The organism is Mycobacterium sp. UNC410CL29Cvi84 (assembly GCF_000686745.1).
In the GTDB taxonomy this organism is placed as follows: domain Bacteria; phylum Actinomycetota; class Actinomycetes; order Mycobacteriales; family Mycobacteriaceae; genus Mycobacterium; species Mycobacterium mucogenicum_B.
In genome coordinates this window covers 1-15172 of sequence record NZ_JMLM01000030.1, presented here as the reverse complement: position 1 = coordinate 15172, position 15172 = coordinate 1, and the positions used below count along the sequence as shown (strand labels likewise).

15 protein-coding genes and 1 pseudogene are annotated in these 15172 nt (G+C 66.3%); 5 read left to right on the top strand and 11 right to left on the bottom strand.

Annotation, left to right across the window (positions count from 1 at the left end; translation table 11 throughout):
- The coding region (locus BR47_RS0126945; RefSeq protein WP_029121094.1) for an ISL3 family transposase at window positions 1-309 on the top strand (309 nt) is incomplete at its 5' end.
- Window positions 310-408: 99 nt separating this feature from the next.
- Here the strand turns inward: BR47_RS0126945 and BR47_RS31610 are convergent.
- From BR47_RS31610 to BR47_RS0126905, 8 genes are all read right to left on the bottom strand, one after another.
- Window positions 409-1221: a hypothetical protein gene (locus BR47_RS31610; RefSeq protein WP_051635039.1), complete on the bottom strand. Its 813-nt coding sequence runs from the start codon at window positions 1219-1221 to the stop codon at window positions 409-411.
- Between the two features lie 65 nt (window positions 1222-1286).
- Window positions 1287-1970 carry a sirohydrochlorin chelatase gene (locus BR47_RS0126935; protein ID WP_029121382.1) on the bottom strand — a complete coding sequence of 228 codons (684 nt, stop codon included), beginning with the start codon at window positions 1968-1970 and terminating at the stop codon, window positions 1287-1289.
- Complete coding sequence (locus BR47_RS0126930) at window positions 1967-3115, bottom strand: uroporphyrinogen-III synthase (RefSeq protein ID WP_020103524.1); 1149 nt, start codon at window positions 3113-3115, stop codon at window positions 1967-1969. The genes BR47_RS0126935 and BR47_RS0126930 overlap by 4 nt, the downstream gene beginning before the upstream one ends.
- 137 nt (window positions 3116-3252) lie before the next feature.
- A complete protein-coding gene (locus tag BR47_RS0126925; protein WP_020103525.1) occupies window positions 3253-3819 on the bottom strand; it encodes a GNAT family N-acetyltransferase in 567 nt (188 codons plus the stop codon).
- A gap of 49 nt (window positions 3820-3868) precedes the next feature.
- Window positions 3869-4762, bottom strand: coding sequence for a 5-oxoprolinase/urea amidolyase family protein (locus BR47_RS0126920; RefSeq protein ID WP_020103526.1), 894 nt, complete (start codon window positions 4760-4762; stop codon window positions 3869-3871).
- Between the two features lie 10 nt (window positions 4763-4772).
- Window positions 4773-5435 carry a 5-oxoprolinase subunit B family protein gene (locus tag BR47_RS0126915; RefSeq protein ID WP_020103527.1) on the bottom strand — a complete coding sequence of 221 codons (663 nt, stop codon included), beginning with the start codon at window positions 5433-5435 and terminating at the stop codon, window positions 4773-4775.
- A gap of 74 nt (window positions 5436-5509) precedes the next feature.
- Window positions 5510-6205, bottom strand: a complete 696-nt coding sequence (locus BR47_RS0126910) for a queuosine precursor transporter (RefSeq protein WP_020103528.1) — start codon at window positions 6203-6205, stop codon at window positions 5510-5512.
- Window positions 6206-6233: 28 nt separating this feature from the next.
- Window positions 6234-7223 (bottom strand): ABC transporter substrate-binding protein, encoded by a 990-nt coding sequence (locus BR47_RS0126905; RefSeq protein WP_081831414.1) that lies wholly within the window; start codon window positions 7221-7223, stop codon window positions 6234-6236.
- A 569-nt stretch (window positions 7224-7792) separates the two neighbouring features.
- On the opposite strand from BR47_RS0126905, the gene BR47_RS31605 reads away from it, so the two are divergent.
- Both BR47_RS31605 and BR47_RS0126895 read left to right on the top strand, forming a co-directional pair.
- Entirely contained in the window at window positions 7793-8371 is a 579-nt protein-coding gene (locus tag BR47_RS31605; RefSeq protein WP_020103530.1) for a hypothetical protein, read from the top strand.
- A 164-nt stretch (window positions 8372-8535) separates the two neighbouring features.
- Window positions 8536-8952, top strand: coding sequence for a DUF732 domain-containing protein (locus tag BR47_RS0126895; protein WP_081633538.1), 417 nt, complete (start codon window positions 8536-8538; stop codon window positions 8950-8952).
- 13 nt (window positions 8953-8965) lie between these two features.
- Here BR47_RS0126895 and BR47_RS0126890 read toward each other — a convergent pair whose 3' ends face one another.
- Entirely contained in the window at window positions 8966-10024 is a 1059-nt protein-coding gene (locus BR47_RS0126890) for a patatin-like phospholipase family protein (RefSeq protein ID WP_020103532.1), read from the bottom strand.
- Window positions 10025-10331: 307 nt separating this feature from the next.
- Between BR47_RS0126890 and BR47_RS0126885 the strand changes: the two are divergent.
- Together BR47_RS0126885 and BR47_RS0126880 are read left to right on the top strand one after the other, a co-directional pair.
- Window positions 10332-11087: pseudogene (locus tag BR47_RS0126885) on the top strand (L,D-transpeptidase); the annotation flags it as partial.
- Window positions 11088-11248: 161 nt separating this feature from the next.
- Window positions 11249-11470 carry a hypothetical protein gene (locus tag BR47_RS0126880; protein WP_131810278.1) on the top strand — a complete coding sequence of 74 codons (222 nt, stop codon included), beginning with the start codon at window positions 11249-11251 and terminating at the stop codon, window positions 11468-11470.
- 373 nt (window positions 11471-11843) lie between these two features.
- Here the strand turns inward: BR47_RS0126880 and BR47_RS0126875 are convergent, their stop codons facing one another.
- The gene (locus BR47_RS0126875) at window positions 11844-14738 is read right to left on the bottom strand and encodes an MMPL/RND family transporter (RefSeq protein WP_020103535.1); all 2895 of its coding nucleotides are present in this window, start codon (window positions 14736-14738) and stop codon (window positions 11844-11846) included.
- Window positions 14735-15166 carry an MmpS family transport accessory protein gene (locus BR47_RS0126870; RefSeq protein ID WP_029119471.1) on the bottom strand — a complete coding sequence of 144 codons (432 nt, stop codon included), beginning with the start codon at window positions 15164-15166 and terminating at the stop codon, window positions 14735-14737. Before BR47_RS0126870 ends, BR47_RS0126875 begins: the two co-directional genes overlap by 4 nt.
- Window positions 15167-15172 lie beyond the last annotated feature (6 nt).

Below are 15172 nucleotides of genomic sequence, written 5' to 3'. Positions count from 1 at the left end.
GAGGCCCTGCGCACGATCTTCACACTGCCCACCGACCACGCCGCCGACGCCCTCGACCGCTGGATCTCATGGGCGCGGCGCTGTCGCATCGAATCGTTCGTCCTACTGCAACAACGCGTTACCCGTCACCGCACCCAGATACTGGCCGCCATCGAACATGGTCTGTCCAACGGACTCATCGAATCGGTCAACACCAAGATCCGGCTCATCACCCGCGTCGCCTACGGCTTCGCCACACCCGAGCCCCTGATCGCCCTGGCCATGCTCACCCTCGGAGGACACCGACCAGCGCTCCCCGGCCGACAATGACCCACACATACGTCAACAGAGCCACTTTCCTTGACAGTCAACGAAAGTTGACGGCTCGGAATCGCATGTGGTGCAGACAGCGCCGACACGGCTGGGCCGTCAGCGCGCGCAACTGTTGTCCTCGATGGTCTGCAACACCCAGTACGCCGTGAACTCGATGATCAGTGCGATCTCCGCGATCAGCACCGCGTGATTGAAGCCGTCGAGGCTCAGGTGCAGCACCACCACGGTCAGCAAGGTGGCGGCCATCAACAGTGAGATCGTCTGGTAGGCGCCGCGGTAACGACTTCCGCACGCCGGGGCGGTGCCGAACGCCGAGCTGAACACCGTCAGCACGATGGCGCCGAACATGACGGCCGCGGCAATGCCGTGGGCGTTGATCCGGAACCAGTCCGGTGCCACGATCAGCACCACGACGCCGGTCCCGAGCACCGCGCGCTGTAGCCACCTCGCGGCGGAACCGAGCATGGTGCCGGCCCGATTGGGCCGGAACAACAACCACGACGCGGCACGTGAACCGGCAAGGATGACCGTGACCGTCCAGGCGTTGAACAGCACGGCCGAGCCGGTCTGTACGGCCACGGGATCAGCTGTGCCGCACTGCAGTACGGGTCGCGTGGTGGGGACGACGGCGATCACGAAGGCCAGTACCCCGGCCAGGTTGAGCAGGGTGTTCTCGGTGTCGCTGGCGCCCTGGTAAACGATGAGCATGGCGCCGATCGCGAACAGTGCGCCGATGAACACCGCGTGCGTGGTGGTGAAGTAGTAGGCGCTGATCGACGTCTGCCAGCACGTGGCGTGCGCGCGCTCGACAGCCAGTGCCGCACCCAGCAGGACGGCCATGACCACCATGCCGCCCCGCAGAAAGCGGTAGGTGTCCAGCGCTACGTCATTGCCCGTCCGCTTGGCCATGCCTCCAGTATGGGCCGCGATATCCCCCACAAATGGGCGGTACCCCTTGAGTTTCGGCCGAAAACCTACGCGGCCAGTGACAACCGGGCCGTCCGGAAACGGTGTGCCACCAGCTTGGCCACGCCCGGGTGCAGGCCCAGCGGGTCGGTCACGACGTCGGCGCCGCAGGTGTACAGGCGGTCCTGAAAGAGTCCGTCGGCCAAGAGGTATGACGCCACGGCGATGCGCTCGGCGCCACGCTTCCGCAGCCGGGCCACCACGTCGCCGACCCAGTGCGTGCCATTGATCGCGAACGCGAGCTCGACGCGGCTGCCCAGCGTCGCCGACAGCATGGCGCACGTCCGGCGCAGGTCGCCGGCAGCGCGCGGGTCTGAGGTGCCGGCAGCGGCCAGTACCACGGAATCCGATGGCCGCCAGCCTGATTCGATGAGCCGGTCGGCGAGCACCCGGACCATCGCGGTCGAGGGCCCGAGCGCCGGCGCCACTGTGACGTCCCGGTGGCCGCTTTCGGCGATACCTGCGGGAATGTCGTTGTGGACGTGGTAGCCCGACGACAGGAAGGCCGGAACGACGACGGCCGGGCCGGGCGGCAGCGCCGACAGCACCTCGGCCGGTGTGGGCCCGAGGACGTCGACGAACGCGGTGTGCACGCGGCGGTCCAACAGTCCGCTGACCTGCTCGGCCAGCTTGCCGATCATCGCGACACCCGAGCCCTTGCGGGTGCCGTGGGCAACGAGGACGGGGTTCATCGCGCACCTGCCGAGTAGTCGTCGACCGCCAGCCGGTAGCCGCGCTTCACCACGGTCGCGACGATCTCCTTGTCGCCCAACGTGGTTCGCAGGCGCAGCACCGCGGTCTCGACGGCATGGGTGTCCGACCCGCTGCCCGGCAACGCGGCCAGCAGTTCCTGCCGTGACACCACCGCACCCGGCCGCAGCGCCAGCGCCCGCACGATGGACATCCCGGCCGGCGAAAGGTCCTTGACGACACCGTCGACCACGACGCAGGTGCCGCGGATCTCGAGATCGTGTCCGGCTGCCCGCAGCTTCCGGGTCTGCAGCACGGGCAGCTCATCGGCGATGTGGCGCGCCAGCGCTCCCAGGCGCATGCGCTCGGGAGCGGATGTCGGCACCCCGAGCCGGGCCAGCGGCCGCGCTGTCACCGGCCCGACGCACATGGCGTGCACCGGGCCCCGAAACGCGTCCAGCACTTGCTCATTGACGCCGAGTTCGGTCGCGCGCATCAGCGTCGCCGCGACTGCGGGCGCCGAGGTGAAGCTGACGGCGTCGAGCCGGCGCTCGGCGATATCGCCGACCAGCGAGTCGAACGCACCGCCGGACGGCACCGGCTGCCACCGGTACACCCTGATGGGGACGACGTCGGCGCCGGCGCGGCGCAGCTCGTCGAGAAACTCGGGGAACGGGTCCCATTCATCGGTGGCGCCGTGCAGCTGAACGGCGATCCGCATGCCGGAGATGCCACCCTGCAGCAGGTAGCCCAGCACCTCGCGGGACGACTCGGAATCGGGCGACCATTCCTCGGGCAGGCCGGCCGCCCGCAGCGCGCCGGTGGCTTTGGGTCCGCGTGAGACGATCCGGGCGCGGCTGAGGGCATCGGTCAGTTCACTTGACAGGCCCCAGTCGTCGGCGGCGGACATCCAGCCGCGGAATCCGATGCCGGTCGTGGCGATCAGGACGTCGGGCGGCACTTCGAGTAGCGCCTGGGTATTCGTGCGGAGCTCGTCGTCGTCGGGCAGCGGGACCATCGAGATGGCGGGGGCAGCGATCACCGTCGCGCCGCGGCGGCGCAGCAGGGTGCACAGCTCATCGGCACGTCGTGCGGAAGTCACCGCCACCCGAAATCCGGTGAGCGGGGCCCGTTCGGGATCACTCATGCGTTCAGTGAAGGGACAGCGTGTTTCCGGCTGGTTACCCAGCCATTGCTCAGCGGTGTCGCCGCTCCGGAAAGGGTGACGTTTGTGTCACATGCAGGGCTGAACTGGGGTTTTGCGCGGAAAAACCTCACAAGCCTTCACCAGACGTCGCCGTCGCGCCAGTCACAGGTGATGTCGGCGGTGGTGTCGACCTCGACCGAAACCGGCAGCACGAACAGCGAATGGTCGTCTTCGGGCGTGCGATTGACACCGGCCGGCGCCAGCACGGACGTCGTGCCCCGCCACGGCAGCCAACCCCGCGCGGTGTAGATCGGCCGACCCGCGTCCGAGGAACTGAGTGCCCCGATCTCGTAGGCGCCGCGGACCACCTGCTCGACGGCGTCGAGGACCGCCGTCGCCAGCCCCTGGCCCCGCCAGTCCTCGCGGACCGCAACGGCTTCGACGTAACCGCACCGCAGGGCGGAGTTGCGGTAGATCAGCCGGCGCTGGACGACAGCGCCGTGCGCGATGATCGCGCCGTGCCGGCAGATCAACGCATGCATGCCACCCAGGCAGTGCTCCCAGTCGGCATCCGAGAAATCGCCGTCGTAGGCGTCGATGACCATCTGCCGCGCACCCTCGCGGGTCTCGGCATCGAGATCAGCGGTGTGGACCAACCGCGCCGTGTGAACGTTGTGTACGCGGGAGAGATCCGTGGGGTGCACCCCCTCGTTCTACCAGGATTGCGCAGCCCGCGCTGGTGCCTGCGCGGGTTCAGGCACCGAACGGTTGACGCGGCTTGGACCAGTGCATCCGCACGTGCTGTCCGGGCCGGATCTGCCCCACCTTGTCGATGTCGTGGTCGGCGACGACACCGATCACCGGGTACCCGCCGGTGACCGGATGGTCGGGGCCGAGAATCACCGGTAAACCGTTGGGCGGCACCTGGATTGCCCCCCGCGTGGCGCCCTCGCTGGGCAGCTGGCGGTCCGGCCAGCGGTGCTGCAGTGGCCGCCCGTTGAGGCGCATGCCGACGCGGTCGCTGCGATCGGTCACGACCCACTCGGTGTGCACCAGAGCGTCGGGGTCGACGAACCAGTCATCCCGCGGACCGGGGACCACCAGCAGTTCCAGCAGGTCCTCGGCGATGGCCGCCACGGGCGCCTGATCCAGCTCGGGGAACTCCGCGGGGTGCGCACCGATGGTCAGCAGGTCTCCGGCCTGCAGCGGCCGCGGGCCGATCGCCGACATGACGTCGTAGCTGCGGGAGCCGAGCACGGGGTCGACGACGAAGCCGCCGCGGACCGCGACGTAACTACGCAGACCGGTGCGGGGTGCACCCAGGGAGATCACCTCACCGTCGTGTGCGTAGTGGATGCTGTTGGTGCCGAACGGGATTCCGTTCGCGGAGGGGTCGGCGTCGGCGCCGGTGACGGCCACCGCCACGCCCTCTTTGCCGCCGCCGTGAACCCGGGCGGAGAAGCCGCCGAACGTCACCTCGATGGTGGCGCGGTCGTTCGGGTTGGCCACCAGCCGGTTGGCCAGCGTATGCGAGCGGCGATCGGCCGCGCCCGAGCGGCTGACACCCATGTGGGCCAGGCCGGGCCGGCCCAGATCCTCGACGAGCGCGAGCGGGCCGGTCTTCAGGATTTCGAGTGTTGCGGTCATGGTCGCGCTCCTAACCGATCGCCCGGAATTGCACGTGCATGCCCGGAACCAGCAACGCCGGCTGTTCCCGTTCGAGGTCCCACAGCGTGGCGTCGGTCCGGCCGATCAACTGCCAGCCGCCCGGGGTCTCGCGGGGGTAGACGCCGCCGAACTCCCCGGCGAGGGCCACCGAGCCCGCCGGCACGCGCGTGCGCGGCTCGCTGCGGCGCGGGACCTGGAGTCGCTCGTCGCCACCGACCAGATAGGCGAAGCCCGGCGTGAAGCCGCCGAACGCGACGCGCCACAGCGACCCGGTGTGTGCGGCGACCACCTCGTCCGGGGTCAGCCCGGTCAGCTTGGCGACCTCGTCGAGATCCATGCCGTCGTACACGACGTCGATGATCAAGTCGGGCTGCTGCGGGGCGCTGGCCTCGGCGTTGTCGATCTCCCCGAGGCGGAGCTTGGACAGCCGCTGCTCGGTGGGGATGCGATATCGCGGTGCGGCGAGCTTGACCAGGATGGTCCGCGATGCCGGGACGATGTCCAGGACACCGGGCAGGTTCGCCGCTTTCAGCGTGTCGGTCCACGCCAGGACCTCGGCGGTGCTGTTCAATTCCAGGAGCAGCGCCTGGTCGCCATAGTCGCGGACGGTGCCGAGCATCGTCGTGTCAACTTTGTCCACTGTGACGGTCATCACCCCAACCTACCCGCGGGTAGCCCGTAATTAACGCGTCCTTACGCACTCGCCAGAAGAGCCTTAATGAGCGCTCAGACAGCAAATTCGTACGTCGGTTCGCGGCGCTTGATGTAGCTGATCACCCGGTACGTCACCGGCAGGAAAACGATCTCGACGGCGGTCTTGTACAGCCAGCCCTGGCCGGTGTAGACGGCGAAGTCGTGGAAGGTGCTGATGCCGATGGCATTGGCGGCGATGGCGCAGAACACCAGCGTGTCACCGAGTTGCCCGGCGAACGTCGAGCCGACCAGGCGCGCCCACAGGTGCTTCTCCTTGGTGCGTTCCTTGATGGCCACCACGACCCACGCATTGATCGTCTGCCCGACGATGAAGCCGGCGAGCCCGGCGATGATCAGCTGCGTGTAGGAGTGCACGACGTTCTCGAAGTGCGCCTGGTTCGGGTAGAAGTCGGCGGCCGGCAGGTAGATCGTCGCCCAGAAGGTCAGGGCGGCAAGGATATTCATGGCGAAGCCGAGATAGATGGCCCGCCGCGCGGCCTTGAAGCCGTACACCTCCGACAACACGTCGCCGATGATGTAGGTGAGCGGGAAGACGATGAAGCCGCCGTCGGTGATGATCGGGCCGAAGGCCACGCCCTTGGTGGCGGTGACGTTGGAAATGATCACCAGGGCCGTGAACACCGCGATCAGGATCGGATAGTAGGCCGATCCGACTTGCGCGAAGCGGGCGTGCTGTTCGGGGCGCTCGGCGACGGTCACGTCGAACATCTTGGCAGGCAGGGCGGCGAGTGCAACCTCAGGCCAGCGCCGCGGTCAGCTGGGGTGGCAGCTGGTCGGCCACGGCGGGGTAGGACAGCACCGAGGCGAACGTGATGGCCGCGGACAGATCCTTGTTGGGGAAGACGATCCGGTTGGACTTGGCCTGGCTCAGTTGTGCGACGGTCGGGTCGGCCAGCACCGCGGGCCGCTGATCGTCGGCGTCGAGCGTCCAGATCAGCACGTCGGCGTCGCGGAAGGCCGTGGCGATCTGGTCGCGGGGCACGAAACCGTGTTGTCCCTTGGTGAACGAGTCCAGCCCGGCCGGGAGGGCGATGCCCATCTCGGTGAGGAAGTCGGTGCGCCAGCCCGCCGGTGTGATCTCGACGCCGGCGGCAGTCGGAAGACCGTTGACGATCAACATCTTTCGGCCACCGAGCCGCGGGTTGGCCTGGCCGGCGCCGGCGAACTTGGCGTCGACACCGTCGATGAGTCGCTTCATGTCGTCGGCCTTGAAGACGGCCTGCCCGATGACGGTCGCCTGCTCCTTCCAGGGCTCGAAGAAGGCGTCCTGGCCGGACTGGGCGATCGTCGGGGCAATCGCCGACAGCTTCTTGTAGGTGTCGGCGTCCAATCCGGCGTTGGTGGCGATGATGAGGTCGGGCTTCAGCGCGGAAATCTTGTCCACCTGGATGCCGTCATTGAGGTTCAGGACGGCCGGCTGGGCCGGGCCGAGCGCGGGTAGGGCCCATGGCCACACGGCGAACGGCTGGTTTCCGAACCACTCGGTCACGGCGATCGGTACGACGCCGACGGCCAGCAGTTCGTCCTGCCCGGTGAGGCCGGCGCACACCACACTCTTCGGTGGTCCCGGAATGCGCGTGGATCCGAATGCGTGATTGATCGTGACCGACCCGTCGCCGGCGACGGTGCCCGAGGCCGGCGGCTTGGAGCATGCGGCGACCACCGCGGCACCGGCTGCACCGGCGGCCAGTGCCAGGAAACTACGGCGCGAGCGGATCGGGTGCACGTCGTGAGTCTTGCATCTGCCCCGCGAAATGGCGCTGCTAACACGCGACGCAACCGTGGTCGCGCGGGTGCGCCGCGCCTCGAAGCGGTGTGCGTCAGTGCCCGTGAGGCAGTTTGCCGACAACGTAAATATTGATGACGGGTGGCCGACGGGGTGACCGGAAACGAGAAGCATACCTTAGGTATGTACTTTATCGGACTATTAGCTGGATGTCGGTGTGTCATTAACCGGCCCACTTTTGGTGGCTGGGCCGTTTCGCCGGTTGGTGTCCAAAAAATAGCAGGTAAATACCAATATGTAACCGACGTTTCACGTGGGGCGCGTGGTCCAGACGTTACCTGTGAGTCGGCTCGCGACATTAGCGAGAACTGTCCAATGTCAGTCGTTTGACGTATCGTCGGGCCGCCCATTGCCGTGCTCTAATGAGGGTGTACGCCGGTCTTTGGCGGACAAGAGGGCTTTGCTGGGAGGCTGTAATGACGATCGATTCCAGTGGACTGCCCGTCCCGCGGCGACATACTCGGACCGAGGCGCGTCAGGGGGGCGGTTCGAAGCGGCCGGAACGCGTCGTGACCCGGCACCTCCCGGAATTGCTCGTCGGCATGCGGTGGTTGTTCGACACGGCCCAACCGGACGGCGCGATGGTGAGCGCGGGCGGTCAGATCGTGCGGTCCGGCCGGCGGACGCTGCGCTTCCGGCCCGCGGACTGGCAAGGCCACGCGGTAATCGAAATCGTCGGCCCGGCCGCCCCCGGCGACCCGTCACCGCGCGCCGAACTGGAGGCTTACGTCCAGGCCCTCGACGACATGGGTGAAGACGTGGTGGCCAGCTGGATCGGGCGCCGAGGCCAGGTGCGCAGCATCGCGCTGGCCCGCGCCGTGCATCCGACGCTTCGTGCCGCCGTCGAACGTTATGTGGCCGGCTGCGCCGAGCACCCCGGCCAGCAGTGCTCGTGTGGCCGCCGGGCCCGTGACTGCAGTGTGTCGCTGCGCGCGGTGGAGCGCTCAGTGGGCCGTCACCAGGTGGAGTTCGACGCGCTGGCCGGGCCGTGGCCCGACGCGCTCGACCCGTCAGGAGAGCTGGGTCTGGTCGCCGCCGGGGTGGTGCCGCAGCTCGCCGAACAAAATGTGGCCGGTAGCGCGGTCTGAGCGTTTCGCCGGTATTACGGCCATAGGTCGTTAAAGCTTCATTTCCCGTTCGGTTATCGCAATGCCCGAACAATCTTTATTATTCCGTTACGGACACTGCGGGGGCGGTGCCGGGCATTAATTGACGGAAGCGTCTTATATGGCGGTCGGGAGGTGTCGTTGCGATGACTGCGCGTGTGATCACCGGTCAGTTGTTGGCGGCTCTGGCGGTGGCTGCTCTAGGCATTTCTGCCCCCGCATCGGCTGATGTCGGAACGGGCCAGATGGCGGCCTGCGCCGAACGGGGTAATCCGCTCGACTGCGTGCCGACGAATGCCGCCGCCAATGCCGCGGAACTCGCCTATCTCACCGAGCTGCACGGCCGGATGCAGAGCAGCGATGCCGACCTACTCAAAACTGGGCGTCTGACCTGCAATATGTTCGTGTACGCCGGTCAGCCGACGGGTGATGCCGTGAACGACATCTCCAAATCCCTGAAGGTGAACAAGGCCTCCGCGACTTTCGTGATGGATATGGCGATGGTGCATCTGTGCCCGGGTCTGAACATCGGCGCCGACGGAGTACCGCGTCCCCGCTATTGAGGTGGCAGTGATTTCACGCCGAACCCGCGTGAAATCGATGTAGGTAAGCAGGCCAGTCCCAGGTATTCAGGAATTCGTTTGCGGCCGAGTAGCCGTTGTCATATAGCCTCTTCCGGTCAGCCTGGGAAATGTCGAAATTCAGGTAACCGATGCCGGCCGCGTCGACCACTATCGTGCGCGCCGCGACGGACGGCTGCCGCAGATAAGTCTGGTCATGACCGAGCAATGCGGTGTTGATGAGGTTCTCCAGGAGGTGCGGGGCACCGGGCAGATCAACGACCGGTGCCAGACCCGGGCCCGGGTCGCCGTCACCCTGGGCGGGTCGCTGGGCCGTCACGGTGATGCCGAAGCTGGGCCAGCGCGGGACCTTGCCGTCGGTGCGATCCAGCGAGTACATCGGAAAGTTCGACAGCAGGCCGCCGTCGATCAGCGTCGACGTCGTGCCCGAGGCGCTCGTGATCGTCACTGGCCGGAAGAAGAACGGGATGGCCATGGACGCGCTGACCGCGTCCGCGACGGACTGTTCGTCGGGGTCGAGGCCGTACATCCGGCGGTAGTCCCACGGCAGCCGGACCAGCGTGCCGCGCGTGATGTCGGCGACCGTGACGACCAGGCGGTAGCGCTGCTCCGGCGGCAGCTCGCGGTCGTCGAGCGCCAGATCGCCGAAAGTGCGGACGCCCAGATTGCGCAGCTCGCCGTCGACCCAGTCGTGAATGGCGTCGCCGCGGTACATCCCCTGGCCGCGGAAGGCCGTCCAGTACTTGCCGACCACCGGGATTCGGCTGGTGCCAACGGGATCCAGGAATTTGCGGTAGGGCAGCGACATCGCCAGCTCCCGGAGTTGGTCACCGCTGAGCTGGCACCCGGCCGGCTGGCGACGGTTCGCGGCGGCGATGACGGCGCCCACCAGGGACCCGGCCGACGTCCCGGAGACCCGGCTGACGCGGTAGCCCGCATCGCCGAGAGCGACGACGGAGCCGACCAATCCGATGGCCTTGACACCGCCGCCCGACAGCACCAGATCGGCGGTCTTGACCGGGACCGCGGGGGAGTCGTCGGGCCTGTGCACCATCGGTGACGATGCTAGGTGAACGCCTGCTATTCGCCTTGGACCGCAACGGATTGTGACGGCGGCGCGGGCTCTGGCGGCGGTGTGGCGCGCGTTACTCGGCCACTCAGCCGATTCTTAGGCGCAGACTAAGCCGCCCTCAGTACCCGTCCCTAATGTTGCTGGCACAACGAGGGATTCACCGGAGAGGGGGTGGCGAATGGAGCATCGGTACTGTGACCGCATGTTGGCGGCACGCGCGTTCGTAATAGCAATGTCCACGGTCCTTCTCGTCCCCACCGCGGTGGCATCCGCAGACGACGATGCGCCCCCGCCGGGGCCGCCGCCGGTCTCGTTCACCATGACCTCCGGGGCGCCGATCCGAGACGGCGCCACCTACGGCGTCGGCACGGTGATCGTCGCGCACTTCGCCGGTCCGGTCGATGAGGCCGCCGCCGCGCGGGATCTGGTGGTGACCGCCAACCCGCCGGTGACCGGGTCGTGGCACTGGGTCAACAACACCACCGCGCACTGGCGTCCGCCGCAGTACTGGGCACCGGGCACCGTGGTGTCGGTGGCCGGGGGCCCGACGTTCAGCATCGGTGCATCCCACGTATCGATCGCCGACGACGCGACCAAGAAGGTCAGCGTGTACGACGGCGGCGCGCTGGTGAAGACCATGCCGACGTCGATGGGTCGCGGCGGCACCGAGACCGTCAACGGCAAGACGCTCAGTTTCTGGACCCAACCTGGGGTTTACACCGTGCTCGACAAGAGCAATCCGGTGGTCATGGATTCGTCGACGTACGGCCTGCCGATCAACAACCACCTCGGGTACAAGGAGACCATCCCCTACGCGGTGCGCGTCAGTACCGATGGTGTGTACCTGCATCAGCTCGACGCGACGGTGTGGGCCCAGGGCAACACCAACACCAGTCATGGCTGTCTGAACCTGAACCACGACAACGCGCAGTGGTTCTACAACTTCTCCGTGCCCGGCGACGTGGTCGAGGTGCGGAACACCGGCGGCAAGCCTTTGCAGCTGTGGCAGAACGGCGACTGGAGTGTGCCGTGGGACCAATGGTGATAACGATGCGATCAAAGTTGAATCTCGGTCGCGTCGATGTGACGCACACCACAATGCATTAGGTACACTGGTCAGTGTCACGGCAAAAGGCCTAGTCACGACCGGTACTTAGCCGATAAAATTAGATAGCTGAAAATATCAGTTTGAGGTCAGGAGTGGTCGTGGGAGCAGTAGCGCATTTGCCGAACCAGTTCGAGTCGGCACAGCCGGCGGCGGACGCATCGTTGATGGACTTGCTGTCGACGTGTTCGGGCATCATCGAGTCGACCTTCGCCGACCGCATCCGCGAACTCGGTGGCACGGAGGCCGAAATCCATCAGCTGTCAGGTTCTGCGGCCTACGCGGTGTTCGCGTGGTCCACGGGCCGCGGCTTCGGCGCCTGATCCGGTAGACCGGTAGCGCCGCCGCGGTGCTACCAGGGGCCCGGCCGGCCCCGCCATTCCAACCCCTACTCACGCAGTGCCCGCCTCTGTGCGACAACCCCGTCGCGCAGAGGCGGGCATTTTGCGTCCATGGGTGGTCCGGGCGCGTGGCACAGTGCGTGCGTTCGATCGCGAAGCAATCTGCCCCCGGTGATTGAACTCAGGGACCGCCGGCGGCCGGAACAGGTCCCTGGCTTCAGTCGGGGTGGCTGTTCGTGCCTCGTGGTTGAAACGACGTATCCGGCCAGCGGGTGGCCGGACGCGCAGAAGAGTCCGTAAACCAAAAACGCCGCGCTGAGAGGCGATCTCAGCGCGGCGCTTCGGGTACGGCGGGTCAGACGGTCGCGTCGACCTTCTCGGCGGGGGTCGGCCACGGCACCGGTTTCGGGCGCTGACGCACGATCTGCGGCCACCAGAACCACTTGCCCATGAGGGCCGCGATCGACGGCATCATGAACGACCGGACGACCAGCGTGTCGAACAGCAGACCCAGGCCGATCGTGGTGCCCACCTGGCCGATGATGCGCAGCTCACTGATGATCATCGATGACATGGTGAAGGCGAAGACCAGGCCGGCGTTGGTGACCACCGAACCGGTGCTGCCCATGGCCCGGATGATGCCGGTGTTCAGGCCGGCATGGATCTCTTCCTTGAACCGTGCCGCCAGCAGCAGGTTGTAGTCAGCGCCCACGGCCAACAGGATGATCACCGACATCGGTATCACCATCCAGTGCAACGGTAGGCCGATCAGGTACTGCCAGATCAGGATCGACATACCCAGCGACGCGCCCAGCGAGATCGCCACCGTCGCGACGATCACCGCGGCGGCCACCACGGCTCGCGTGATGATCAGCATGATGACGAAAATCAGTGCGAGAGCAGAGATTCCGGCGATCATCAGGTCGTAGTCGGAGCCCTCGGCCATGTCGCGGAAGGTTGCCGCGCTACCGGCCAGGTAGATCTTGGAACCCTCCAGCGGCGTGCCCTTGATGGCCTCCTTGGCGGCCAGCTTGATGGAGTCGATGTTCGAGATGCCTTCGGGCGTAAGCGGATTGCCCTCATGCTGCACGATGAACCGCACCGACTTGCCGTCCGGCGAGATGAAGTTCTTCATGCCCCGCTTGAAGTCGGCACTGTCGAAGGCCTCCGGCGGCAGGTAGAACGAGTCGTCGTTCTTCGACTTGTCGAAGGCCTCACCCATGGCGCTGGAGTTCTTCTGGCCCTCGGCCTGCTGATCCAGCTGCCCCTTCTGGGTGGCGTACATCATCTGCATGTACTTCTTCATGTTCTTCATGGTCTCGATCTGCGGGGGCATGACCGTGACCATCTGCTTCGTCAGCGCGGACATCTTGTCCATGTCCGGAACGACGGTCTGGAAGTCGTCCGTCATCGTGTCGATGCCGTCGAGGGTGTCGAACACCGAACGCATGGACCAGCAGACCGGGATGTCGTAGCAGTGCGGTTCCCAGTACAGGTAGTTGCGGATCGGCCGGAGGAAGTCGTCGAAATCGGAGATGTGGTTGCGCAGATCTTCGATGTCGTACAGCATCCCGTGCATCTTGCCGACCATGCTGTCCATGACGGTCGACATCTGGACCGTGATGCCCTGCATCTTGGTCATGGTGTCGATGCTCACCTGGATGTCACCGATCTGCTTCTGCATATCGTTCATCATGTCCTGCTGGTACTTCTGGTTCATCACCTGCGTGGTGCTCTGCATGCCCAGCTGGAACGGGATGGTCGAGTGCTCGATGGGCGTGCCCTCGGGCCGGGTGATGGCCTGCACCTGAGCGATACCGGGAACGGCCACAACGGCTTTCGCGATCTTGTTGATCACGAGGAAGTCGGCCGGGTTACGCAGGTCGTGGTCGGTCTGGACCAGCAGGAGGTCAGGATTCATGCGGGCCGGGGAGAAGTGCCGGGTGGCGGCCGCATACCCCTCGTTGGACGTGAGGTCCGCTGGCATGTACTGACGGTCGTCGTAACTCGTCTTGTACCCGGGGATGGCGACGAGGCCGACCAACGCGATCGCGATCGTGGCGACCAGGATCGGGCCCGGCCAGCGGGTGATCGCGGCGCCGATCTTGCGCCAGCCGCGGACCCGCATCTCACGCTTGGGTTCGAGCGTCCGCCCCCACTTGGTGACGACGGTGATGAGGGCCGGCCCGAGGGACAGCGCGGCGAACACCACGGTGACCATGCCGATGGCCAGCGGGATGCCCAGCGTCTGGAAGTACGGCAGCCGGGTGAAGTGCAGGCAGTATGTCGCGCCGGCGATCGTCAGACCCGAACCGAGAATGACGTGCGCCGTGCCGTGATACATGTCGTAGTAGGCGTCCTCTTTGGACATCCCGGCGGTGCGCGCCTCTTGATATCGGCCGATCAGGAAGATGGCGTAGTCGGTCGCCGCCGCGATGGCCAGCATCGGCAGCAGGTTGGTGGCGAACGTCGAGAGGCCGATGATCTTGTAGTAGCCGAGCACGGCGACCAGGCCGCGCGCCGCGCCCACCAGCACCATCACGATGAACAGCTCGATCAGCACCGTCACGATGGAGCGGTACACCAGTAGCAGCATGATGATGATGACCGCGAACGAGACGGCCTCCATGACCTTCAAACTGCGGTCACCGGCGACGTTCATGTCGGAGGCCTGGGCGGCCGCACCGGTGATGTAGCTCTTCACGCCTGGGGGCGCGGGGACGCTCTTGAGGATCTTGTCGACGGTCTCGACGGACTCGTTGGCGAGCGATTCGCCCTGGTTACCGCGCAGGTAGACCTGCACGTAAGCGGACTTGCCATCGGCGCTCTGGGAGCCCGACGCGGTCAGCGGGTCGCTCCAGAAATCCTGGACGTGCTCGACGTGCGCGGTGTCGGCCTGGAGCTTGGCGACGATCTGGTCGTAGTACGCGTGGGCGGCGGCATCCAGCGGCTGGTCGCCCTCGAGCACCACCATCGCCGAGCTGTCGGAGTCGAATTCCTTGAAGTCGGAGCCGACCTGCTTCATCGCGATCATCGAGGGCGCGTCGTGCGGCGACATCGAGACCGAGCGCATCTTGCCGACCTCGTCGAGCCCGGGGACGATCGTGCTGAGCATGACGACGATGCCGATCCACGCCAGGATGACGGGGATCGCGAGCGTGCGGATCACCCGCGGGATCAGCGGCCGGTGCGGGGCCTGTCCCGCCTTGGGAAACGAGTCGGTCGGGGTATCGAGGCTGTGGTTGCTCATGCAGATTTCACCAGGCAGAAGGTCTGGGCGTGCACGCCGGTGGAGGTTCGGGTGTCTTTGAGTTCGTCGTCGACGTGGACGGTGCAGGTGATGGAGTCACCGTCGCCCTGGGCGACGATGTTGGGCGAGGCTGCCGGTGCGGTGGTGGACAGAGTGAGCTTCCACGGCAGCGGGGCGTGGTCGATGCGCTGCGGCTTGGCGTCCAGGTCGAGGTAGTTGATGTCGGCGTAGCTGCCGGTGCCGGTGATCTCGTAGGTGACGACCTTGGGCTTGAACGGTTTGGCGTCGTCGGCGAAGTTGCGCGGGGTGACGATGACGGGGTTCTGGCCGAAGTAGCCGCGCACGCGTTGCACGGTGAAGCCGGCGACCAGGGCCACGGCGAGGATGAGCAACGGGATCCACGCCTTCTTGAGCGCATTGCCGATCACGCTGCG

Coding starts and splice junctions, on each gene's coding strand:
- BR47_RS0126890 (WP_020103532.1), bottom strand. CDS start 10,024: ATGGTGCACAGGCCCGACGACTCCCCCGCGGTCCCGGTCAAGACCGCC.
- BR47_RS0126910 (WP_020103528.1), bottom strand. CDS start 6,205: ATGTTCGACGTGACCGTCGCCGAGCGCCCCGAACAGCACGCCCGCTTC.
- BR47_RS0126875 (WP_020103535.1), bottom strand. CDS start 14,738: ATGAGCAACCACAGCCTCGATACCCCGACCGACTCGTTTCCCAAGGCG.
- BR47_RS0126930 (WP_020103524.1), bottom strand. CDS start 3,115: ATGAGTGATCCCGAACGGGCCCCGCTCACCGGATTTCGGGTGGCGGTG.
- BR47_RS0126935 (WP_029121382.1), bottom strand. CDS start 1,970: ATGAACCCCGTCCTCGTTGCCCACGGCACCCGCAAGGGCTCGGGTGTC.
- BR47_RS0126920 (WP_020103526.1), bottom strand. CDS start 4,762: ATGACCGCAACACTCGAAATCCTGAAGACCGGCCCGCTCGCGCTCGTC.
- BR47_RS0126915 (WP_020103527.1), bottom strand. CDS start 5,435: ATGACCGTCACAGTGGACAAAGTTGACACGACGATGCTCGGCACCGTC.
- BR47_RS0126895 (WP_081633538.1), top strand. CDS start 8,536: ATGACTGCGCGTGTGATCACCGGTCAGTTGTTGGCGGCTCTGGCGGTG.
- BR47_RS31610 (WP_051635039.1), bottom strand. CDS start 1,221: ATGGCCAAGCGGACGGGCAATGACGTAGCGCTGGACACCTACCGCTTT.